Source organism: Amycolatopsis sp. NBC_01488 (genome assembly GCF_036227105.1).
Taxonomy (GTDB): Bacteria; Actinomycetota; Actinomycetes; order Mycobacteriales; family Pseudonocardiaceae; genus Amycolatopsis.
Genome location: NZ_CP109434.1, coordinates 8,717,685 through 8,739,214 on the forward strand (window position 1 = coordinate 8,717,685; position 21,530 = coordinate 8,739,214).

Annotated in this window: 17 protein-coding genes; 8 read left to right on the forward strand and 9 right to left on the reverse strand. The window is 70.8% G+C overall.

The window, feature by feature from the left end:
- The 6 genes from OG738_RS40965 to OG738_RS40990 are packed head-to-tail and all read right to left on the reverse strand — an operon-like array spanning nucleotide 1 to nucleotide 8,337.
- Nucleotides 1-1,167, reverse strand: a complete 1,167-nt coding sequence (locus OG738_RS40965) for an acyl-CoA dehydrogenase family protein (protein WP_329049165.1) — start codon at nucleotides 1,165-1,167, stop codon at nucleotides 1-3.
- A complete protein-coding gene (locus OG738_RS40970; protein WP_329049166.1) occupies nucleotides 1,164-3,113 on the reverse strand; it encodes an acetyl/propionyl/methylcrotonyl-CoA carboxylase subunit alpha in 1,950 nt (649 codons plus the stop codon). The genes OG738_RS40965 and OG738_RS40970 overlap by 4 nt, the downstream gene beginning before the upstream one ends.
- Nucleotides 3,114-3,120: 7 nt before the next feature.
- The gene (locus tag OG738_RS40975; protein WP_329049167.1) at nucleotides 3,121-4,719 is read right to left on the reverse strand and encodes an acyl-CoA carboxylase subunit beta; all 1,599 of its coding nucleotides are present in this window, start codon (nucleotides 4,717-4,719) and stop codon (nucleotides 3,121-3,123) included.
- Nucleotides 4,716-5,864, reverse strand: coding sequence for an acyl-CoA dehydrogenase family protein (locus tag OG738_RS40980; RefSeq protein ID WP_329049169.1), 1,149 nt, complete (start codon nucleotides 5,862-5,864; stop codon nucleotides 4,716-4,718). The genes OG738_RS40975 and OG738_RS40980 overlap by 4 nt, the downstream gene beginning before the upstream one ends.
- Entirely contained in the window at nucleotides 5,861-7,549 is a 1,689-nt protein-coding gene (locus OG738_RS40985) for an acyclic terpene utilization AtuA family protein (RefSeq protein WP_329049171.1), read from the reverse strand. Before OG738_RS40985 ends, OG738_RS40980 begins: the two co-directional genes overlap by 4 nt.
- Nucleotides 7,546-8,337 (reverse strand): TIGR03084 family metal-binding protein, encoded by a 792-nt coding sequence (locus OG738_RS40990; RefSeq protein ID WP_329049173.1) that lies wholly within the window; start codon nucleotides 8,335-8,337, stop codon nucleotides 7,546-7,548. Before OG738_RS40990 ends, OG738_RS40985 begins: the two co-directional genes overlap by 4 nt.
- Before the next feature lie 141 nt (nucleotides 8,338-8,478).
- On the opposite strand from OG738_RS40990, the gene OG738_RS40995 reads away from it, so the two are divergent.
- The 4 genes from OG738_RS40995 (at nucleotide 8,479) to OG738_RS41010 (ending at nucleotide 14,226) form a co-directional block, all read left to right on the forward strand.
- Nucleotides 8,479-9,318: an enoyl-CoA hydratase-related protein gene (locus OG738_RS40995; RefSeq protein WP_329056995.1), complete on the forward strand. Its 840-nt coding sequence runs from the start codon at nucleotides 8,479-8,481 to the stop codon at nucleotides 9,316-9,318.
- Nucleotides 9,315-9,920 carry an acetoacetate decarboxylase family protein gene (locus tag OG738_RS41000; protein ID WP_329049175.1) on the forward strand — a complete coding sequence of 202 codons (606 nt, stop codon included), beginning with the start codon at nucleotides 9,315-9,317 and terminating at the stop codon, nucleotides 9,918-9,920. Before OG738_RS40995 ends, OG738_RS41000 begins: the two co-directional genes overlap by 4 nt.
- Nucleotides 9,921-10,234: 314 nt before the next feature.
- Nucleotides 10,235-13,138: a ribonucleoside-diphosphate reductase subunit alpha gene (locus OG738_RS41005; protein WP_329049176.1), complete on the forward strand. Its 2,904-nt coding sequence runs from the start codon at nucleotides 10,235-10,237 to the stop codon at nucleotides 13,136-13,138.
- A 14-nt stretch (nucleotides 13,139-13,152) separates the two neighbouring features.
- Nucleotides 13,153-14,226, forward strand: a complete 1,074-nt coding sequence (locus OG738_RS41010) for a ribonucleotide-diphosphate reductase subunit beta (protein WP_329049177.1) — start codon at nucleotides 13,153-13,155, stop codon at nucleotides 14,224-14,226.
- A gap of 73 nt (nucleotides 14,227-14,299) precedes the next feature.
- On the opposite strand, the gene OG738_RS41015 is transcribed toward OG738_RS41010, so the two are convergent.
- Nucleotides 14,300-14,704, reverse strand: a complete 405-nt coding sequence (locus OG738_RS41015; RefSeq protein WP_329049179.1) for a pyridoxamine 5'-phosphate oxidase family protein — start codon at nucleotides 14,702-14,704, stop codon at nucleotides 14,300-14,302.
- Between the two features lie 82 nt (nucleotides 14,705-14,786).
- On the opposite strand from OG738_RS41015, the gene OG738_RS41020 reads away from it, so the two are divergent.
- From OG738_RS41020 to OG738_RS41035, 4 genes are all read left to right on the forward strand, one after another.
- Complete coding sequence (locus OG738_RS41020; protein ID WP_329049180.1) at nucleotides 14,787-15,770, forward strand: AraC family transcriptional regulator; 984 nt, start codon at nucleotides 14,787-14,789, stop codon at nucleotides 15,768-15,770.
- Nucleotides 15,771-15,787: 17 nt separating this feature from the next.
- Nucleotides 15,788-17,248 (forward strand): cytochrome P450, encoded by a 1,461-nt coding sequence (locus tag OG738_RS41025; protein WP_329049182.1) that lies wholly within the window; start codon nucleotides 15,788-15,790, stop codon nucleotides 17,246-17,248.
- Between the two features lie 237 nt (nucleotides 17,249-17,485).
- Nucleotides 17,486-19,303: a putative bifunctional diguanylate cyclase/phosphodiesterase gene (locus tag OG738_RS41030; RefSeq protein ID WP_329056997.1), complete on the forward strand. Its 1,818-nt coding sequence runs from the start codon at nucleotides 17,486-17,488 to the stop codon at nucleotides 19,301-19,303.
- Nucleotides 19,304-19,767: 464 nt separating this feature from the next.
- Nucleotides 19,768-20,229, forward strand: coding sequence for a peroxiredoxin (locus OG738_RS41035; protein WP_329049183.1), 462 nt, complete (start codon nucleotides 19,768-19,770; stop codon nucleotides 20,227-20,229).
- Nucleotides 20,230-20,443: 214 nt separating this feature from the next.
- Here the strand turns inward: OG738_RS41035 and OG738_RS41040 are convergent, their stop codons facing one another.
- A complete protein-coding gene (locus OG738_RS41040; RefSeq protein ID WP_329049186.1) occupies nucleotides 20,444-20,965 on the reverse strand; it encodes a GNAT family N-acetyltransferase in 522 nt (173 codons plus the stop codon).
- Complete coding sequence (locus OG738_RS41045) at nucleotides 20,962-21,495, reverse strand: GNAT family N-acetyltransferase (protein WP_329049187.1); 534 nt, start codon at nucleotides 21,493-21,495, stop codon at nucleotides 20,962-20,964. Before OG738_RS41045 ends, OG738_RS41040 begins: the two co-directional genes overlap by 4 nt.
- Nucleotides 21,496-21,530 lie beyond the last annotated feature (35 nt).

A 21,530-nucleotide genomic window follows, 5' to 3' on the forward strand; every position in this document is an offset into this window, starting at 1 on the left:
CTAGTAGGACTTCGGGAGGCCGAGGCTGTGCTGGCCGACGAAGTTGAGCACCATCTCGCGGCTCACCGGGGCGATCCGGCCGAGCCGGACGGCGGTGACGAGCGTGCCGAGGCCGTACTCGGTGGCGAGGCCGTTGCCGCCGTGGGTCTGCACGGCCTGGTCGGTGGCCCGGATCGCCACCTCGGCGGCGGCGTACTTGGCCATGTTGGCCGACTCGCCCGCGCCGAAGTCGTCGCCGGAGTCGTAGAGCGACGCGGCCTTCTGCGTCATCAGCTTGGCCAGCTCCAGCTCGATCTTGATCTCGGCCAGGGGGTGCGCGAGGCCCTGGTGGGCGCCGATCGGCGTGCCCCAGACCTGGCGCTGGTTCGCGTAGCCGACGGCCTTGGCGAGCGCGTACCGCGCGATGCCGAGGGAGAACGACGCGCCCATGATGCGTTCCGGGTTGAGGCCCGCGAACAGCTGTGCGATCGCCGCGTCCTCCTCGCCGACCAGCGCTTCGGCCGGGAGCTTGACGTCGTCGAGGAACAGCGAGAACTGGTTCTCCGGCGCGACGATGTCCATCGGGATCTTCGTGTACTCGAAGCCCTCGGTGCCGGTCGGCAGGATGAACAGCGCGGGCTTGAGCCGCCCGGTCCTGGCGTCCTCGGTGCGGCCGACGACGAGCACGGCGTCGGCCTCGTCGACGCCGGAGATGAAGACCTTGCGTCCACTGAGGACCCAGCCGTCGCCGTCGCGCTTCGCGGTGGTGGTGATCTTGTGCGAGTTCGACCCGGCGTCCGGTTCGGTGATCGCGAAGACCATCCGCTTGGTACCGTCGGCGATGCCCGGCAGCCACTGCTTCTTCTGCTCTTTGGTGCCGAAGCGGGAGATCACGGTGCCGCAGATGGCCGGCGAAACGACCATGAGCAGCAGCGGCGAGCCGGCGGCGGCGAGTTCTTCGAGCACCGCGGCGAGGTCGGCGATGCCCGCGCCACCGCCGCCGTACTCCTCGGGGATGTTGACGCCGAGGTAGCCCAGCCGCCCCGCTTCGTCCCAGAGTTCGTGCGTCTTCTCGTCCGCCCGGGCCTTGCGAGCGTAGTACTCGTGCCCGTACTTGGCGCCCAGTTCGGCGACGGCCTTGCGGAGCGCGATCCGCTCCTCCGGCTCGACGAAGTTCATGGCGTTCATGCGTTGTCTCCCACCACAGCCAGAATTGTGCCGACTTCGACCTGCTGCCCGACCGTCACCGGGAGTTCCGCGACCACGCCGTCGGCGGGGGCGGCGATCCGGTGTTCCATCTTCATCGCTTCGAGCCAGAGCAGCGGGTCGCCGGCCTTCACCGGGTCCCCGGCCTGCACCGCCAGCCGGACGACGGTGCCCGGCATCGGCGCGACCAGCGACCCGGCCGCGAGGGCCGCGTCCGGGTCGGCGAACCGCGGTGCCACCGTCAGCGCCACCGACCCGAGCGCCGAGTCCACATAGGACACGCCGTCGTAGCGGGCGACGTCGAACACCCGCCGGATCCCCGCGACGTCCAGGACGACCCGGCCGGGCTCGGCGGTGACCAGCTCGACGTCGTACCCCTCGGCTTTCAGGCCGTCGCGGGTCAGCGAGTAGACCACCTCGTACTCGCGGTCGCCCGCGGTGAAAACCTTGCGCTGCCCGGCCGAGCGGACGTTACGCCAACCACTCGGCAACCTGCCCTGCGTGGTCGCCGACGCTCGGTTGCCCGCCGCGTCCGCCAGTGCCGCCGCCAAGGCCGAGACGCGCTCGGTGTCCACTGTGGCCAGTGGCGCGGCGAGGGTGTCGAGGCCGTGACGGTCGAAGAACGCAGTATCGGTCTGCCCCGCGAGGAAAGCCTCGTGCCGCAGTATGTTCACCAGCAGGTCCCGGTTGGTGACGACGCCGTGGATCTTCGCCCCCGCCAGTGCCTTCGCGAGCCGCCGGGCCGCCTCGGCGCGGGTCGGTGCCCAGGTGATCACCTTGGCGAGCATGGGGTCGTAGTGCACGCCGACGACGGACCCGCTCTCGAAGCCCGAGTCGAGTCGCAGCCCGGCGCCTTCGGTGAACTGGCGGTCCACATCGGGCACTTCGAACGTGTGCAGCGTGCCGCTCTGGGGCTGCCACCCGGCCGCCGGGTCCTCGGCGTAGAGCCGGACCTCGATGGAGTGGCCGACGGTCGGCGGCGGATCGGCGGGCAGCCGCTCGCCCTCGGCGATCCGCAGCTGCAGCGCGACCAGGTCGAGTCCGGTGACGTTCTCGGTGACCGGGTGCTCGACCTGCAGCCGGGTGTTCATCTCGAGGAAGTAGAACCGGCCGTCAGGCCCGGCGAGGAATTCGACCGTGCCCGCGCCGACGTAGTCGATCGCCTTGGCGGCCTTGCGCGCGGCGTCGAACAGCTCCTCGCGCATCCCCGCGTCGACGAACGGCGACGGCGCCTCCTCGACGACCTTCTGGTGCCGGCGCTGGATGGAGCACTCCCGCTCCCCCACCGCCCACACCGTGCCGTGCCGGTCGGCGAGCACCTGGACCTCGATGTGGCGTCCGGTCTCCAGGTAGCGCTCACAGAAGACGGTCGGGTCGCCGAACGCCGACCCGGCCTCCGCGCCGGCGCCTTCCACGGCCTCGGTCAGCTCGTCGAGTTCGCGGACCACGCGCATCCCGCGCCCGCCACCCCCGGCGGAGGCTTTGACCAGCAACGGCAGGTCGTCCGAGGTCACCGACGCCGGGTCCAGTTCGGACAGCACCGGCACGCCGGCGGCGGCCATCAGCCGCTTGGACTCCACTTTGGAGCCCATGGTCTCGATGGCCTCCGGCGGCGGCCCGACCCAGGTCAGCCCGGCGTCGAGGACGGCCCGGGCGAACGCGGCGTTCTCGGACAGGAAGCCGTAGCCGGGGTGGACGGCGTCGGCGCCGGTGTCGGCCGCGGCCTTGACCAGCAGCTCGGCCCGCAGATAGGTCTCGGACGGTGCGTTGCCGGGCAGCCGGACGGCCGCGTCGGCTTCCAGCGCATGGGGCGCGGCGGCATCGGCGTCGGAGAACACCGCCACCGTGCCGATCCCGGCGTCGCGGCAGCTGCGGAAGACCCGGCGGGCGATCTCGCCGCGGTTGGCGACCAGCAGGTTCTGGATCATCGCTCACTCACATCCGGAAGACGCCGAAGCCCTCGGCGCCCTTCACTGGTCCATTGTGGATCGCCGACAGGCTCAGCCCGAGCACGGTGCGGGTGTCGCGCGGGTCGATGATGCCGTCGTCGTAGAGCATGCCGGAGAGGAACATCGGCATCGACTCGGCCTCGATCTGGCCTTCCACCATGGCGCGCATGGCCTGGTCGTGCTCCTCGTTGTACTCCTGGCCGCGGCTTTCGGCGGCCGCGCGGGCCACGATGGACAGCACGCCGGCCAGCTGCGCCGGACCCATCACCGCGGACTTCGCGCTCGGCCACGCGAACAGGAACCGGGGATCGTAGGCGCGGCCGCACATCCCGTAGTGCCCGGCGCCGTAGGACGCTCCCATGAGGACGGACAGGTGCGGCACCTTCGAGTTCGAGACGGCGTTGATCATCATCGCGCCGTGCTTGATGATGCCGCTCTGCTCGTACTCCTTGCCAACCATGTAGCCGGTCGTGTTGTGCAGGAAGACCAGCGGCGTGTCGATCTGGTTGGCCAGCTGGATGAACTGCGCGGCCTTCTGCGACTCCTCGCCGAACAGCACGCCCTGCGCGTTGGCCAGGACGCCGACCGGGTAGCCGTGGATGCTCGCCCAGCCCGTCACCAGGCTCGATCCGTACAGCGGCTTGAACTCGTCGAAGTCGGAGCCGTCGACGACGCGGGCGATCACCTCGCGCGGGTCGAACGGCACCTTGAGGTCGGGCGGCACGATGCCGAGCAGGTCCTCGGCGTCGTACAACGGCTCGGCGTAGTCCGGTTTCGGAGACGGTCCTTGCTTCGTCCAATTGAGCCGTTTGACGATGTTCCGGCCCAGGCGGATCGCGTCCTGCTCGTCGACGGCCAGGTAGTCGGCCAGGCCGGAGGTCCGCGCGTGCATCTCGGCGCCGCCGAGCGACTCGTCGTCGGACTCCTCGCCGGTCGCCATCTTGACCAGCGGCGGCCCGCCGAGGAACACCTTCGCGCGTTCCTTGACCATGACGACGTAGTCCGACATGCCCGGCAGGTACGCCCCACCGGCCGTGGAGTTGCCGAAGACCAGCGCGACCGTCGGGCAGCCCGCGGCCGACGCCCGCGTGATGTCGCGGAAGATCCGGCCGCCCGGGATGAAGATCTCCTTCTGCGTCGGCAGGTCCGCGCCGCCGGACTCGACGAGGTTGATCGTCGGCAGCCGGTTCTGCGCGGCGATGTCCGCCGCCCGGTAGGACTTCTTGGCCGTCCAGGGGTTGCTCGCGCCGCCCTTGACCGTCGGGTCGCTGGCCGAGACCAGGCACTCGACGCCCTCGACGACGCCGATGCCGGTCACCAGGCTCGCGCCGACGCGGTAGTCCGAGCCCCAGGCCGCCAGCGGCGACAGCTCCAGGAACGGCGAGTCCGCGTCGAGCAGCAGCTCGATCCGTTCGCGGGCCAGGAGCTTGCCGCGTTTGCGGTGCCGTTCGACGTACTTCTCACCGCCACCGGCCACGGCCTTGGCCTGTTCGGCGTCGATCTCGGCGAGCTTCTCCAGCATCGCCTCGCGGTTGGCGCCGAACTCGGCGGTCCGTATGTCCACTGTGGACCTGAGAGCGGTCATGAAGTGTATCCCAATCGCTTCGCGGCCAGGCCGGTGAGGATCTCGGTGGTGCCGCCGCCGATGCCGAGGATCCGGACGTCGCGGTAGTGGCGCTCCACTTCGGACTCGCGCAGGTAGCCGAGCCCGCCGTGCAGCTGGACGGCCTCGTTGACCACCCACTCGGCGGCCTCGACGGCGGTGTTCTTGGCGAAACAGGCCTCGGCGACGACTTCCTCTCCCGAGACGTGCCGGATCGCGGCCTGCCGCGTGTAGGTCCGGGCCACGTCCACGCGGCGCGCCATCTCGGTGAGCTTGTGCTGCACGACCTGCCGCGAGATGAGCGGACGGCCGAACGTCTCGCGCAACCGGCACCAGTCCAGCGTCAGGTCGAGCGCTCGCTGAGCGTGCGCATACGCCTGCACGGCCAGCGAAAGCCGTTCGGTGACGAACTGCGTGGCCACCTGCGCGAACCCGCTGTTCTCGGCACCGACCAGGTTCTCCACTGGCACCCGGACGTCCACGTAGGACAGTTCGGCGGTGTCGGAGCAGAGCCAGCCCATCTTCTCCAGCTTCCGGGACACGGTGAAGCCGGGCGTCCCGCGTTCGACGACGATCAGCGACAGCCCGTGCGCGCCGTCGCCGCCGGTGCGCACGACCGTCGTGACGAAATCCGCGCGGCACCCCGAGGTGATGAACGTCTTGGCGCCGTTGATCACGTACTCGTCGCCCTCGCGGACGGCGGTGGTCCGGATCCCGGCGACGTCGGACCCGCCGTCCGGCTCGGTCACGGCGAGGGAGCCGATCTTGGCCCCGGCCAGCGTCGGCCGCACCCAGCGTTCGATCTGCACCGGGTCGTCCGCCTCGGCGATGTGCGGGACGGCGATGCCGCAGGTGAACAGCGACGCGAACAGCCCGCCGGAACCGCCCGCGTAGTGCATCTCCTCGGCGACGACCAGCGCGTCGAGGTAGTTGCCGTCGCCGCCGCCGATCTCCTCGGGGAAGGCGACGCCGAGCAGGCCGAGGTCCCCGGCCTTGCGGTGCAGGTCGCGCGGCAGCTCGCCGGCGCGTTCCCAGTCGTCCAGGTGCGGCAGGACCTCCTGCTCGACGAACTTCCGCACGGTCTTGCGCAGCTCGGCCCGCTCGGGCGTCCGGAACGGATCGGTCACAGGAGCACCTCGGGGACGTCGATCTCGCGGGAGCGGAGCCATTCCCCGAAGGCCTTGGCCTGCGGGTCGAACCGCGCCTGCGACGCGACGCCCTCGCCGAGGATGCCTTCGACGACGAAGTTCATCGCCCGCAGGTTCGGCAGGAGGTAGCGCGTCACCGGCAAGTCGGCGGTCTCGGGCAGCAGCAGCTTGAACTCGGCGACGGTCAGCCGGTGCACCAGCCAGCGCCACGCTTCTTCCGAACGCACCCAGACGCCGAGGTTGGCGTTGCCGCCCTTGTCGCCGCTGCGCGCGCCGGCGATCGTGCCCAGCGGTACCCGCCGCACCCGGCCGTGGTCGAGGGGTTCGGGCAGCGCGGGCTCGTCCACATCGGACAAGTCCAGCGTGGACGTCGAAGGCGCGATGTCGACTCGCATCCCGTCCGGCAGCACGGCGACGTGCGGCACCTGCCGAGCGTCCACATAGGCCGCGGTGTAGACGCCGTACGGCGAGGCGTCGGACGGCGGCGCGGTGACGTGGAAGCCGGGGTAGCTGGCCAGAGCCAGCTCGACGGCGGCGCCGGTGAACGCGCGCCCGGCCACCTTCGGGTCGGCGTCCTTGACGGCGACGTGCAGCAGCGCGCTGGCGGTCTGCTCGGTGTCCGCGTCGGCGTGGTCGGTCCGGGCCAGCGTCCAGCGGACGTCGGCGGGCGGCCGGTCCTTCATGGACGCTTCGAGTTGTTCGCGCACCAGCGCGGCTTTCGCCTCGATGTCGAGTCCGGTGAGGACGAACGTCGTCTCGTTGCGGAACCCGCCGAGGGTGTTCAGCGCGACCTTCAGCGTCGGCGGCGGAGCTTCGCCGCGGACGCCGGAGATGCGAACCCGGTCGGGTCCGTCTTCGGCCAGCGAGAGCGTGTCGAACCGCGTGGTCACGTCAGGTCCGGCGTAGCGCGCCCCGGTGATCTCGTACAGCAGCTGCGCGGTGACCGTCCCGGTGTTGACCACGCCCCCGGTGCCCGCGTGCTTGGTGATGACGCTGGTGCCGTCGGCCTCGATCTCGGCGATCGGGAACCCCGGCACGCCCAGGGCGTGCTCGGTGAAGAAGGCGTAGTTGCCGCCGGTGGCCTGGGCGCCGCATTCGATGACGTGCCCGGCGGCGACCGCACCGGCGAGGGCATCGAAGTCGTCGCGGGCCCAGCCGTAGTGCGCGGCGGCCGGCCCGACGATCACCGAGGCGTCGGTGACCCGGCCGGTGACGACGACCTCGGCGCCCGCGTTCAGGCACTCGACGATGCCCCAAGCGCCGAGATACGCGTTGGCGGTCAACGGTTTCCCGAGTTCCAGCTCCTCGGCGCGAGCCACCAGGTCGTCGCCTTCGACGTGCGCGATCTTTACGTCGAGCCCGAGCTTCGCGGCCAGTTCGCGAAGCGCGTCCGCGAGCCCGGCCGGGTTGAGCCCGCCGGCGTTGGCGACGATCTTGACGCCGTTTTCCTGCGCGAGCCCGAGGTTTTCCTCCATCTGGCGCAGGAACGTCTTGGCGTAGCCGCGGTTCGCGTCCTTCATCCGGTCGCGGCCGAGGATCAGCATGGTCAGCTCGGCCAGGTAGTCGCCGGTCAGGACGTCCAGGGGCCCGCCGGTGAGCATCTCGCGGACCGCGGAGAAGCGGTCACCGTAGAAGCCCGACGCGTTGCCGATGCGGTACGTCATGCGAACTGTCCCGGCTTGCGGCCTTCCCCGGGCGGCCCGGCGAAGGCCTGCGCGATGCCCAGCCATTCCTCGACGTCGGCGCCGTGCGCGACCAGGTCGGTGTCGGCCGGGTGCCGCCGCTGCGTGACGACCAGGCAGAAGTCCAGCGCGCTGCCGGTGAGCTTCTGCTCGGCGTCCTCCGGGCCGAAGGCCCAGGTGGAGCCGTCGGGCGCGGTCAGTTCGACGCGGAACTCCTCGGCCGGGGGCGCGAGCGAGTTGAGCTTGTAGGCGAAGTCGCGGGTGCGCGTGCCGAAGCGGGCGATGTGCCACAGCCGCGCGGTCGGCTCGCGGGTCAGGCCGAGCGCGTCGAAGACGTCCTGGCCGTGCGCCCACGTCTCCATCATCCGCGCGGTCGCCATCGACGCGGCGCTCATCGGCGGGCCGTACCAGGGCAGCTTCTGCCCGTCCGGCACGGCGGCGAGGGCTTCGGCCAGCGCCGCTCGGCCTTCCCGCCACTCCCGGAGGATTTCGTGCGGCGGCCGTTCGGCCCCGGCGGCGGCACCGTCGTCGACGTAGGTCTCGCCCGCCTTGAGCAGCTCCTCGACCTCGGCCTGCCAGTCTTCCGGGTGGGCCGCCGCGATGAGGGCTTTGCGATCGGTCCAGGCCAGGTGCGAGATCTGGTGCGCGATGGTCCACCCTTCGGCCGGTGTTCCGCGCGCCCAGTCGGACGCGGGCAGGTTCGCCACCACGTCGTCGATCGCCTGTGTCTCCGCGTCGAGATCCCCGAGGATCACGCCGAGGTCCGCCATCCGCCGCCTCCTTGCGTCCTGCCGCCCAGCGTCGCACCGGCCGCCGGAAAAATCAAGCACGCCTGATTGTTTTGCTCCGGACGCTGCGGACCCACTATTGACATCTTGCCAGTAGTGCCCGTCCGCACTACGTTCGTCGCCATGGCCGACTACGCCGAGATCACCTACGCCGTGGCGGACCGGATCGCCACGGTGACGCTGAACCGGCCCGAAGCGCGCAACGGCTACACGGTCCGGATGGCCGACGAACTGGGCGCCGCGATGGACCGGGCCGACCGTGACGAAGACGTCCGCGTCGTCGTGCTGACCAGGGCGGGCAAGGACTTCTGCGTCGGCGCCGACCTCTCGCAAGGCGGTTTCGACTTCGACCCGTCGACCGGCCCGGACGCGGCGTGGCAGGAGCCCGCGGGCCGGTGCTCGAAGCGGATCTTCGCGATGAACAAGCCGGTGATCGCGGCCCTGCACGGCGCGGCGGTCGGCGGCGGCGTCACGATCACGCTGTCGTGCGACTACCGGCTCGCCTCGGAGGACTCGCGCTTCGGCTTCGTGTTCACGCGGCGCGGCATCTACCCCGAAGGCGCGTCGGCGTGGTTCCTCCCCCGGCTCGTCGGCATGGGCACCGCGCTGGACTGGATGATCAGCGGCCGGGTGTTCCCCGCGGCCGAGGCCCTCGCAAAAGGACTGGTACACCAGGTCTTCCCGGCCGGGACCGTGCTCGACGAGGCCTACCGGCTGGCGCGCGAAATCGTCGAGACGACCTCGCCGGTGTCGGTCGCGGTGACCCGCCAGCTGCTCTACCGGATGGCGAGCGCCGAGTCGCCGTTCCCGGTGCACGAACTCGACTCCCGCCTGATCGGCGGGCTCGGCGCGAGCCCGGACGCCGTCGAAGGCGTGCTGTCGTTCCTGCAGAAGCGGCCGCCCGCGTTCGGTATGCGCGTCGAGAAGGACCTGCCCGAGTACCTGCCCTGGCTGGAGAAATGAGCCACTACCCGCCGCCGCCCTGGACCCTGACCGCGGACGCGCGGGTGTCGATCTGGCGCGTGCCGCCGTCCCGGCTGCCCGCCCTGCCGCCCGGGGCCGAGCCGGTGCTGGTGGCCGGGCACGCTTCGGTGTTCACGGCGTGGATCGACTACACCCCGCCCGGGCAGCTGGCGTACCACGAGCTGCTGGCCGCGGTGTCGATCAAGGCCCGCAAGGTCTCCTGCTCGATCACCGAGATCTGGGTCGACAGCGAGGCGTCGCTGGCCGGCGGCCGTGAGCTGTGGGCGATCCCGAAGGACCTGGCGACCCTGGACTTCACGAGCGCCGGCACCTTCACCGCGACTGCGGCGACGTCCGACGACTGGATCGCGACGGCGGCCTTCAAGCGCCGTCCCGCGTTGCCGCTGCGGGTGCCGACGTCGTTCGAGGTGGTCCAGGAGCGCGACGGGCTCTTGCGCACCCCAGTGGGCGCGAAGATCCGCCCGCGCCCGGCGTCGGCGGCCTGGAGCTTCAACCCGGACGGGCCGCTCGGCTACCTGGACGGCCGGCGGCCGGTGGCGAGCCTGGAGCTGCCGAAGTCGGAGCTGCGCTTCGGCGCATGAGCACCGAGCGGACCACGCGGCGCCGGTGGTCCGCCCCAGGCTCGCGCGGCCTCGGAACCTACCCCCGGGACCACCCCGCCACACCTTGAACAGCACCTCTGGGTGATCACGTAACCCGCCAGGGTGAGAGCGCGACACGCCACCCCTTGGGTCCCGCGCGGGCGAGCACCCCTACATGTAGTCTCTGGTGACCGGCAGCCCCCAGCGACGGGGAGACCGCTGCAGAGGGTGGCCGGGCAGCTTTGAAGAACCTGCAGCGCACGGCCTCGTGAGTCCGTGCGGCGATCCAACGCGCCCGAAACTTGGAGACACGCATGTCAGTCGAAACCGGTCAGCGGCCCTCAGGGACCGCTTCACCCACCGCGATCCGGGTCATCCGGCGGGACGGCAGCGTGTCGCCGTTCGACGCCGGGAAGATCTCGGTCGCGCTGACCAAGGCGTTCCTCGCGGTCGAGGGCGGCGACGCCGCCGCGTCCTCCCGCGTGCACCACGTCGTCGCGGAGCTGACCCAGCAGGTCGAGACCACCCTGCTGCGCCACGCCGGCCCCGAGACCGCCCTGCACATCGAGCAGATCCAGGACATCGTCGAGCTCGCCCTCATGCGCGGCGAGCACCACAAGGTCGCCCGCGCGTACGTCCTCTACCGCGACGAGCGCAGCAAGGCCCGCGAGGCCGTCAAGCCGGCCGCCACCGAGGTCGCGCTGAACGTCAAGGGCGCCGACGGCATCCTCCGCCCGCTCGACTGGGCTCGCGTTTCCCACGTCGTGGGCGAAGCCGTCGCCGGCCTCGAGGACGTCACCGCCGAGCCGGTGCTCGCCGAGGCCAAGCGCAACCTCTACGACGGCATCAGCGCCGACGAGCTGGCCCTGGCCCAGGTCCTGGCCGCCCGCGTGCTGGTCGAGCAGGAGCCGAACTACTCCTACGTCTCCGCCCGGCTGCTGCTGGACAAGCTGCGCGGCGAGGCCCTGAGCTACCTCGCGAAGAAGCCGCGCCTGGCCAGCCAGGACGAGATGGCGGCCGAGTACCCCGCGTACTTCCGCGCCTACCTGCGCCGCGCGATCGAGCTGGAGCTGGTCGACGCCGAGCTGCAGCGCTTCGACCTGGACAAGATCACCGCCGCGATCCGGCCCGAGCGTGACCTCGACTTCGGCTTCCTCGGCCTGCAGACGCTGTACGACCGGTACTTCCAGCACCACGACGGCACCCGCTTCGAGCTGCCGCAGGCGTTCTTCATGCGCGTCGCCATGGGCCTGGCGATCCGCGAGGACGACCGCGAAGCGCGCGCCATCGAGTTCTACGAGCTGCTGTCGAGTTTCCACTTCATGGCCTCGACCCCGACGCTGTTCAACTCGGGCACCACGCGCCCGCAGCTGTCGTCCTGCTTCCTGACCACGGTGGACGACGACCTCGACTCGATCTTCCAGGCCTACAAGAACAACGCGCTGCTGGCCAAGTACTCGGGCGGCCTCGGCAACGACTGGACCCCGGTCCGCGGCCTCGGCGCGCACATCAAGGGCACCAACGGCCAGTCGCAGGGCGTCGTGCCGTTCCTCAAGATCGCCAACGACACCGCCGTCGCGGTCAACCAGGGCGGCAAGCGCAAGGGCGCGGCCTGCGCGTACCTCGAGACGTGGCACGTGGACATCGAGGAGTTCCTCGACCTGCGCAAGAACACCGGCGACGACCGGCGGCGCACCCACGACATGAACACCGCGAACTGGGTGCCCGACGAGTTCCTCCGCCGCGTCGAGGCCAACGCCGAGTGGACGCTGTTCTCGCCGAACGAGACACCGGACCTGCACGACCTCTACGGCAACGAGTTCGCCGCCCGCTACCGCGAGTACGAGGCGATGGCCGACCGCGGCGAGATCAAGGTCTTCCGCCGGATCCGCGCGGTCGAGCTGTGGCGCCGCATGCTGACCATGCTGTTCGAGACCGGCCACCCGTGGATCACGTTCAAGGACCCGTGCAACCTGCGCTCGCCGCAGCAGCACGTCGGCGTCGTGCACTCGTCCAATCTGTGCACGGAGATCACCCTGAACACCACCACCGACGAGGTCGCGGTCTGCAACCTCGGCTCGGTGAACCTGCTCAAGCACGTCACCCCGGCCGGTTTGGACACCGCGCGGCTCGAAAAGACCGTGCGCACGGCCGTCCGCATGCTGGACAACGTGATCGACATCAACTTCTACACGATCCCGGAGGCGCGCCGCTCCAACCTGCGTCACCGCCCGATCGGCCTGGGCATCATGGGCTTCCAGGACGCGCTGTTCGAGATCGGCGTCCCGTTCGCTTCCGACGAGGCCGTGAAGTTCGCCGACGTCTCCATGGAGCACCTCTCCTACTACGCGATCTCGGCGTCGACCGACCTCGCGCAGGAGCGCGGCCAGTACCAGTCGTTCGAGGGATCGCTCTGGAGCAAGGGCATCCTGCCGATCGACTCGCTGCAGCTGCTCATCGACGCGCGCCAGGGCGACGGCCTCGACGTCGACACTTCGTCCACTTTGGACTGGGCGCCGCTGCGCGAGCGCGTCAAGACGGTCGGCATGCGCAACTCCAACGTGATGGCGATCGCGCCGACCGCGACGATCTCCAACATCTCCGGGGTCGGGCAGTCGATCGAGCCGCTGTTCCAGAACCTGTTCGTCAAGTCGAACATGTCCGGCGACTTCACCGTCGTGAACCCGCACCTCGTCAAGAGCCTCAAGGAGCGCGGGCTCTGGGACGAGGTGATGGTCAGCGACCTCAAGTACTTCGACGGCAGCCTCGGCCAGATCGACCGCGTCCCGGCCGACCTCAAGGCGTTGTACGCGACGGCGTTCGAGATCGAGTCGAAGTGGATCGTCGACGCCGGTTCGGTGCGCCAGAAGTGGATCGACCAGGCGCAGTCGCTGAACCTGTACATCGCGGCGCCGAGCGGCCGCAAGCTCGACGAGCTGTACCGCTACGCGTGGCACAAGGGCCTCAAGACCACGTACTACCTGCGGGCGCAGTCCGCGACGCACGTGGAGAAGAGCACCCTGCGCGGCACCGACGGCAAGCTGAACGCCGTCTCGGCCACCCCGGCCCCGGCTCCCGCGGGCGCCGCCCCGGCGCCGACGCCCGCTCCGGCACCGTCGCCGTCGCCCGCTCCGAAGCCGGCGCCGGACGTCGACTTCGTGGCCACCGAAGGCGCCGCCTGCCGCATCGACGACCCCGACTGCGAAGCCTGCCAGTAAGGAACCCGAAGAACATGACCAACGTGGAGACGACGGACGCCACCGGCCTCGGGGAGATCGAGGTCGGCGCCGCCCGGATCAACGTCGACGACAAGCGCATGATCAACGCGCGCGCCGACGTCAACCAGCTGCTGCCGATGAAGTACACCTGGGCCTGGGAGAAGTACCTGGCCGGCTGCAACAACCACTGGATGCCGACCGAGGTCGCCATGCAGGCCGACATCGCGCTGTGGAAGTCGAAGGACGGCCTCACCGAGGACGAACGGCAGATGCTCAAGCGCAATCTGGGCTTCTTCGCGACCGCGGAGTCCTTGGTGGCCAACAACATCGTGCTCGCGGTGTACCGGCAGATCACCAACCCCGAGTGCCGCCAGTACCTGCTGCGCCAGGCGTTCGAGGAAGCCGTGCACACGCACACCTTCCAGTACATCTGCGAGAGCCTCGGCCTGGTCGAGGGCGAGCTGTTCAACATGTACCGCGAGGTCCCGTCCATTTCGGACAAGGACGCGTGGGCGCTGAAGTACACGCAGCACCTGGAGGACCCGGACTTCGCGACCGGGACGCCGGAGGCCGACACGGCGTTCCTGCGTGACCTCGTCGCGTTCTACGTGATCTTCGAGGGCATGTGGTTCTACACCGGCTTCGCTCAGATCCTGTCGCTGGGCCGCCGGAACAAGATGGTCGGCATCGCCGAGCAGTACCAGTACATCCTGCGCGACGAGTCGATCCACCTGAACTTCGGCATCGACTGCATCAACCAGATCAAGATCGAGAACCCGCACCTGTGGACCGAAGAGTTCCAGGCCGAGGTGCGCGGGATGCTGCAGGAGGCGTGCGAACTCGAGGTCGCGTACGCGCGGGACACCATGCCGCGCGGCATGCTCGGCCTGTCGGCGCAGCTGTGCGAGCAGTACATGCACTTCATCACCGACCGGCGCGCGCAGCAGATCGGCCTCCAGCCGATCTTCGGCGAGACCGAGAACCCGTTCCCGTGGATGTCCGAGGCGATGGACCTGAAGAAGGAGAAGAACTTCTTCGAGACCCGCGTCATCGAGTACCAGTCGGGCGGCGCGCTCGACTGGGACTGAAGTCCTCCGCTGAGCCCGGCCACGCCTTGTGCGGCGCGGCCGGGCTTTCGCGGTGGACCGGCCCCGACCGGGGTCAATAGGCGTAGCGGCGCACCTTCTCCGGGTGGAGGACAAGGCGGATCTGGTCCGTGGCCAGGATTCCCTCGAGGTCGGCGGCGCGGGCCGGGTCGTCGAGGTCCCAGTAGCGCGCGGCCAGGCGTCCGGCGAGTTCGTGGGCGCCGTCCCCTTCGAGCGTGACGCGGCCGGTGGCCGACACCCACCGCTCGCGCTCCCCCACCGGCGCGGCCACGATGAGCGACGCGTGCGGGTCGCGGCGCACGCGCCGCACCTTCGGCGAGTCCGGTTCCGTGAACAGCTGGACGGTGCCCTCGGCCGTCGCCTCGAACCAGACCGGCCGGGGCTGGCCGCCGGCCACGGTCAGGAAGCCGTGGAGGGGTCGCCGGAGGAATGCGAGGTCGTCTTCGGTCAACGCGGTCATGACGTCGAGTCAACCGGGTCCGATCGGACGATCCCATGGGTGACACGCCGGAATGCCTGCGTGATCGTCTAACCTCGGCGGGGTGGACGCGTTCGGTGACCTGTTCCGCGACGTGCGGGCCCACGGCTCGCTGTTCGGCAGCTCGGCCCTGTCCCCGCCGTGGGCGCTGCACTTCGTCGACGGGGCGCCGCTGACCCTGTGCACCGTCCTCACCGGCGGCGGCTGGATCGTCCCGGAACGCGGTGCGCCGGAACCGCTTCGCGCCTACGACACCGTCGTCGTGCGCGGGCTGGAGACCTTCACCTTCGTCGACGAAGTGGGCACGCGGGCCGAACCGGTCGCGTGCGGAGAGTTCTGTGCGACGCCCGAGCAGGGCGGGACCCGGCACCGGCGCGGCTGGCACGATCCCGGCGACGGCGCGACGACGTTGATCGTCGGCGCCTACCCGGTGCGCGGCGAGGTCGGCCGCCGCCTGCTCGACGCCTTGCCCGCCGTGCTGCGCGTGGCCGGTGGCGGAACCAGCGACGCGGTCCTGGACCACCTCGCCGCCGAGGTCGCGGTCGACGCGCCGGGCCAGCAGGTGGTGCTCGACCGGCTGCTGGACTGGATGCTCGTCTGCACGCTGCGCGAGTGGTTCGACCGGCCGGGCAGCGCACCGCCGGCATGGTGGACGGCCCAGCGCGACCCGGTGGTCGGCCGAGCATTGCAGCTCCTGCACGCCGAACCGGCGGCGCCGTGGACGGTCGGGACACTGGCCGGCCGCACCGGGGTGTCGCGGTCGACGCTGGCGAAGCGGTTCGCCGACCTGGTCGGCGAACCACCGCTGACCTACCTCACCCACCGCCGCATGGCGCTCGCGGCGGACCTGCTGGCCGAGCGGGAAGCGGCGACGGTCGCGGAGGTCGCCCGCGCGGTGGGGTACGCGGACGCGTTCTCGTTCAGCGCGGCGTTCAAGCGGGTGCGCGGAGTCAACCCGAGCGAGTTCCGGCGCGCCGGGAAGCCACCCGAAAAGAGGTCCGCCCAGGTGTTGTCAGACCGTCAACAAGAGTGCATCGTGGAGGGGTAGCCGATCTCAGCGGGGAGATGGTCACCTTGACGAGCACCGTGAGCCGGGCCGCCGAAGCACTGCGCGAACGCGTTCCGCCGCTGACCGCGCTGCCCCTCCCACGCAGCGTCGACCAGCGCTGGCTGCGGTCGCGCTGGCCCGTCGAGGAGCTCGCGACGCCGCCCGCGGGCAGCGGCCTCAAGCCCGTTCTCGGCGACGAAGGCCCGCCGGTCGTCGGGCACATGCTCGAGATGATGCGCTTCGGGCCCGCCTTCGGCCTCCGCCGCTACGAGCTCTACGGCCCGGTGTCGTGGACCGGCGGGTTCGGCCGCCGGATCGTCGCGCTGTCCGGGCCGGAGGCGACGCAGATCGCGCTCGTCAACAAGGACAAGGCGTTCTCGCAGGAGGGCTGGAAGTTCTTCATCGAGAAGTTCTTCGAGCGCGGCCTGATGCTGATGGACTTCGGCGAGCACCACCTGCACCGCCGGATCATGCAGGAGGCGTTCACCCGCCCGCAGCTCACCGGCTACGTCGGCGAAATGGGCCCCGCGCTGCGCGAAGGCGTCGCGAGCTGGGGGTCGGTCGACCGACCGCGGCTGTACTGGGCGCTCAAGCAGCTGACCCTCGACGTCGCGACGCGCGTGTTCATGGGCATGCGCAGCGGCGACGACGCGCACCGGATCAACCGCGCGTTCGTCAGCTCCGTGCGGGCCGGCACCGCGCTGGTGCGCTTCCCGGTGCCCGGCGGGCGCTGGTCGGCGGGCCTCCACGGGCGGAAGGTGCTCGAGCGCTACTTCAGCGAAACCCTGCCCGCCAAAAGGAAGTCGGACGGAGACGACCTGTTCACCGCGCTCTGCCACGCCACCACCGAAGACGGCGACCGGTTCACCGACACCGACGTCGTCAACCACATGATCTTCCTGATGATGGCCGCGCACGACACGACGACCATCACCAGCAGCGCCATGGCGTACTACCTCGCCAAGCACCCGGAGTGGCAGGACCGCGCCCGCGAGGAGTCACTGGCCCTCGGCGACGACGTCCTCGACATCGACGCGATCGACCGGCTGGAGACCCTCGACCTCGTCATGAAGGAAGCGTTGCGGCTGGTCGCGCCGGTGCCGTCGCTGACCCGCCAGACCGTCAAGGACACCGAGGTGCTCGGCCACTACATCCCCGCCGGAACGCTGTGCGGCGTTTCGCCCACGGTCAACCACTTCGCGCCCGAGTGCTGGACGAACCCCTTCGACTTCGACCCCGAGCGGTTCGCCGAGCCGCGCCGCGAGGACAAGTCGCACCGGATGGCGTGGATGCCGTTCGGCGGCGGCGCGCACAAGTGCATCGGCCTCCACTTCGGCAGCCTCGAGGTGAAGTTGCTGATGCACGAAATGCTGCGGGCGTACCGCTGGTCGGTTCCGGAGAGTTACACCGCGAAGTGGGACTACGTGTCCCTGCCGGTGCCCGCCGACGGTCTCCCGGTGCGGCTGACTCGCCGCTGACCCGCGCACTGTCTGCCACTGCATACGGGGTGTGACAAAAAGTTACCGCATGTGGAGATTCGTTCACTCGTTCAGCCGGTAGACACCCCGTTACGCGCATGATGGCGTGGCATCGGTCGCGGGCGAGGGGTACCTAGTGTGGCTTCATGATCCCTGGCACCGCTGCTGAACTGGCCTGACCCGTGCGTGAAGAGGTGGAGTGTGCCTGAGCCCGGTGCCGCGCCAGGACTGCTGGACGTGGCGCGTAGGTGGGCGGCGACGTTGGCCGACACCAAAGGAGTAACACTTCCCCTGGAAGAGCTGGAGCCGCTGCTGCTGGAGATCGCGCACGACGCGGTCGGCCACGCCGGCCCGGGCCACGACGGCGCGCTGCACCGCTTCACGGCGCTCTACGCCGCGTCGCCGATGGGCATCGCGCTGGCCGACCCGGACGGCGAGATCGTCGAGGCCAACCTCGCGCTCGGCCAGCTGCTCGGCTGCTCGCCGAACCGCTTGCGGGGCAGGCACCTCACCGACCTCGGCTCGACCGACCACGACGTCTCGCGGCTCAAGGCGGGGCTCGAGCAGGTGCGCACCGGACGTGAGCGCTACCAGGAGCGGATGCTGCTCGACCACACCGAGGACGGGCAGCTCTGGACCGACGTCACCCTCGCCCGGCTGCCCGGCGACCGGCCCGGCTCGGTCTACCCGGTGCTGATGGTGTCCGACGCGAACGAGCTGCACCTGCTGCAGGAGCGGCTGCTGCACCAGAACGTGCACGACCCGCTGACCGGGCTGCCCAACGCGTCGTCGTTCACCACCAAGCTCGAAGCCGCGCTCGGCGCCGGCGCGCGCGACGACATCGCGTTGATCTACCTCGACGTCGACGGCTTCAAGGTGGTCAACGACGGCCTCGGCGCCGGCGTCGGCGACCAGGTGCTGCGCGGGGTCGCCGGCAAGCTGTCGGCGGTGTTCACCGGCCACCACGACGGGTTCGTCGCGCGGCTGTCCGGCGACGGCTTCGCGGTGCTGCTGCGCGGCGAGCTTTCCGCCACCGCGGTCGTCGAACTCGTCGAACGGGCGCTGGAGGACCTGAACGAGCCGATCTACCTCGGCGGGCACGGCATCGGCGTGAGCGCGAGCGCGGGCATCGTGGTGCGCGCGGCCGTCGAGGGCGGTGCCGCGGAGCTGCTGCGGGCGGCCGAGATCGCGCTGCACCGGGCCAAGGAGGCCGGCAAGGCGCAGTGGATGCTGTTCGACCCCGAGCTGGACGCCCGCGACCGCGGCCGCTACCAGCTGGGCGCGGTGATCGCCGGAGCGCTGGAGAACGGCGAATTCTCGCTCGTCTACCAGCCGACGGTGAAGCTCACCGACCCCGACCGGCTGGCCGCGGTCAACGCGGGGCTGCGCTGGAACCACCCGGAGAAGGGCGAGCTGGACTCGGACGAGTTCTACCCGCTGGCCCAGACGACGGGCATGACGGTCCCCCTGGGCCGCTGGCTGCTGGCGGAGTCCCTGGCGGCGACGGCCCGCTGGCGTTCGCGCTTCGGCGCGGCGGCCCCGGACGTGTGCGTCCGGCTGCCCACCCGGCTGGCGATCGACCCGGACCTGGTGCTGCTGGTGAAGGAGCAGCTGGACAAGCACGAGCTCCCGGCCGACTCGCTGCGGCTGTGCACGGACCGCGATTCGGTCCTCGACCCGCGCGGCGAGGTGCTGGACTCGTTCGCGGTGCTGTCCGACCTGGGGACGCAGCTGGTGCTGACGATCACCGGCTCGGCGGACCTGGAGCTGATCCCGCAGCACCGGCTGCCGGTCCGGCACGTGATCCTGTCGGGCGCGGTGGTCGACGCGCTGGACACGGACGCACCGCCCGAGCCGGCGCTGCGGCACCTGACGCAGCTGGTCACGCGGGCCCGCGAGCTGAAGCTGCGGGTGGGCGCGGAAGGCGTCCGGACCCACGAGCAGGCGGCACGGCTGCGGCAGCTGGGCGTCCTGGCGGCCCGCGGCCCGTTCGTGACCGACTCGGCAACCGGCGACGAGGTCGACGAGCTGATCGCCCGGCACCCCGGCGGCTGAGCACCGGGTTCGATCGAAGGAGGCCGGCCCCTCCGGTGGGCGCGCCGCGGTCGGCTGAGCGCCGGGTTCGATCGCTGCGGGCAGCGCCATCGGTCGGCCACGCCCCACCCCGCAGCCCCTCAAGCGAGCAAGCGCCCGTTCGACCGCAGCACGCCGACACCTCCGGTCGGGCCACACCGCGGCCAGGCGAGCACCGGGTTCGACCGCCGCGAGCGGCGCCATCGGTCGGGCCACGCCGCGGCCAGGCGAGCGCCGGTTCGACCGCAGCACGCCGACGCCTCCGGTCAGTCCGCGCCGCAACCGACGGTCCGCTCAAGCGAGTGAGCGCGGATCCGGTCGCGGCGGGCCGTGTCGTGGCCGAGAGCCGCCGCCGGTGCGATCTCGGCCACGCCGACCAAGCCGGTTCCGCGGCGGCTCCGAAGACCCGGCAGGATGGGTTCTGCCGCCGATGAGAAGGGACGTCCATGGACGCCGGAGACCTCGCCCCCGACTTCACGCTGCCCGACGACCAGGGCGCCGACCGCACGCTGTCGGACTTCCTGGCCACCGGGCCGGTCGTGCTGTTCTTCTACCCCGCCGCCATGACCGGGGGCTGCACCGCCGAAAGCTGCCACTTCCGCGACCTCGCCGCCGAGTTCGCCGAGGTCGGGGCGCACCGCATCGGCATCTCCCCGGACGGCGTCACCAAGCAGCGCCGGTTCTCCCAGGCCAACGGTTTCGACTACCCGCTGCTGTCCGATGTGGAGGGTGAGGTCGCCCGGCAGTTCGGCGTCTGGCGGAAGCTGCTGCCGATGCACGCCAAGCGCGTCACGTTCGTGATCGGCGAGGACCGGACGGTGCTCGAGAAGATCAAGAGCGAGCTGAACTTCACGGTCCACGCCGACCAGGCGCTCAAGGTCCTGCGGGAGCGGAACAAGGTTTCCTAGCGGCGCCAGCCGCGGGGCGGCCAAGCCGGTGGCCGGCGCACTCCGGCCGCCGGCCACCCGCCCGGGCCGGTACGCCGGCGCCGTCCGCGGCCGCGCCGGATCGAGTACTCGTGCGAGTCCGCGCGGTTCCCGCGCTTCTCGGCCCGGTTCGCGAAATCACGCCGCTCGCACAGCCACCGATGGCTCGGCTCCGCGCACAATGCCAGTGTCCCCTTCACAGCCGCTCCCAACGCCAGACGTGGTCGATACCCGCGCACGACGGGGCCAGCGGCCTGTCCGCCGGTTCCTCGCGCACCTTCGTGAAACCGAGGCGAGCGGGCACCGCGCCACTTCGGACGTTCCGCTCGTCGTGCTTGATCTCGACGTACCCCGCGCCGAGCCGGAACGCCTCCGCGGTCAGCAGCCACGCCGCGCGGGTGATCAAGCCGCGGCCGGTGTGCCCGCGCGCGAGCCAGTAGCCGATCTCGATCCCGCCGTCCCGCGTCATCGTGCCGATGCCGCCCGCGAGCGAGCCGGCGACGCGCAGGGCGAAGTCGTGCGTTTCCCCGCTCTCCCAGTTCTTCCGGGTGCGCTCCAGGAACTCGGCGCTGTCTGCGGCGGTGTAGCCTCCGGTCGCCCAGATCATCCAGCCCCCGAGGTGGTCGAGGGACCCGGTGATCGCCGCGGTGAGGTCCGGCGCGTCGGCGAGCTGCCAGCGGGTCAGGGTGAAGCCGTCTCCGGTGTAGGCCTCCTTCACGGCTTCTCCTTCCGCCACACCTGCTTGACGCCCGCGCACGCGGGCGGCCGGACGCCGTCGACCGCGGGTTCCTTGCGCACCACCGAAAACCCGAGCCGGGCCGGGATCGCTCCACTTCGGACGTTCGCTTCGTCGTGCCGGATCTCGACGTACCCCGCGCCGCGCGCGAAAGCGTCCGGAACGAGCAGCGAGACGGCGCGGGTCACGAGCCCACGGCCGGTGAAGTCCCGCGCGAGCCAGTAGCCGATCTCGGCCCCGCCCTCGCGGGTCAGCACGCCGACGCCGCCCGCGAGCGAGCCGTCCACCCGGATCGCCCACTCGTACGCCCGGCCGGTCTCCCAGTTCTCGTGCGTCAAGCGCAAAAACGCCGCGGCGGACTCGTCGGAGTAGCCGCCGACGGCCCAGGGCACCCAGTCGGCCAGGTGCGCGCCGGAGCCGGACACCGCGGCCTGCACCGCCCCCGCGTCGGCGAACTGCCAGCGGGTCAGCGAAAACTCGTCCTGGGCGAACGTCTCGGCCGGGGTCTCCATGTCTCCCATGGTGCCCCGGCCGAGCCCTGCGGCGC

Excerpts from the sequence above, each read along its gene's own strand:
- OG738_RS41010 (WP_329049177.1), top strand. The coding sequence starts at position 13,153 with ATGACCAACGTGGAGACGACGGACGCCACCGGCCTCGGGGAGATCGAG.
- OG738_RS40995 (WP_329056995.1), top strand. The coding sequence starts at position 8,479 with ATGGCCGACTACGCCGAGATCACCTACGCCGTGGCGGACCGGATCGCC.
- OG738_RS41025 (WP_329049182.1), top strand. The coding sequence starts at position 15,788 with ATGGTCACCTTGACGAGCACCGTGAGCCGGGCCGCCGAAGCACTGCGC.
- OG738_RS41015 (WP_329049179.1), bottom strand. The coding sequence starts at position 14,704 with ATGACCGCGTTGACCGAAGACGACCTCGCATTCCTCCGGCGACCCCTC.
- OG738_RS41045 (WP_329049187.1), bottom strand. The coding sequence starts at position 21,495 with ATGGAGACCCCGGCCGAGACGTTCGCCCAGGACGAGTTTTCGCTGACC.
- OG738_RS40985 (WP_329049171.1), bottom strand. The coding sequence starts at position 7,549 with ATGACGTACCGCATCGGCAACGCGTCGGGCTTCTACGGTGACCGCTTC.
- OG738_RS40965 (WP_329049165.1), bottom strand. The coding sequence starts at position 1,167 with ATGAACGCCATGAACTTCGTCGAGCCGGAGGAGCGGATCGCGCTCCGC.
- OG738_RS41000 (WP_329049175.1), top strand. The coding sequence starts at position 9,315 with ATGAGCCACTACCCGCCGCCGCCCTGGACCCTGACCGCGGACGCGCGG.
- OG738_RS40970 (WP_329049166.1), bottom strand. The coding sequence starts at position 3,113 with ATGATCCAGAACCTGCTGGTCGCCAACCGCGGCGAGATCGCCCGCCGG.
- OG738_RS41035 (WP_329049183.1), top strand. The coding sequence starts at position 19,768 with ATGGACGCCGGAGACCTCGCCCCCGACTTCACGCTGCCCGACGACCAG.
- OG738_RS40975 (WP_329049167.1), bottom strand. The coding sequence starts at position 4,719 with ATGACCGCTCTCAGGTCCACAGTGGACATACGGACCGCCGAGTTCGGC.
- OG738_RS41005 (WP_329049176.1), top strand. The coding sequence starts at position 10,235 with ATGTCAGTCGAAACCGGTCAGCGGCCCTCAGGGACCGCTTCACCCACC.
- OG738_RS40990 (WP_329049173.1), bottom strand. The coding sequence starts at position 8,337 with ATGGCGGACCTCGGCGTGATCCTCGGGGATCTCGACGCGGAGACACAG.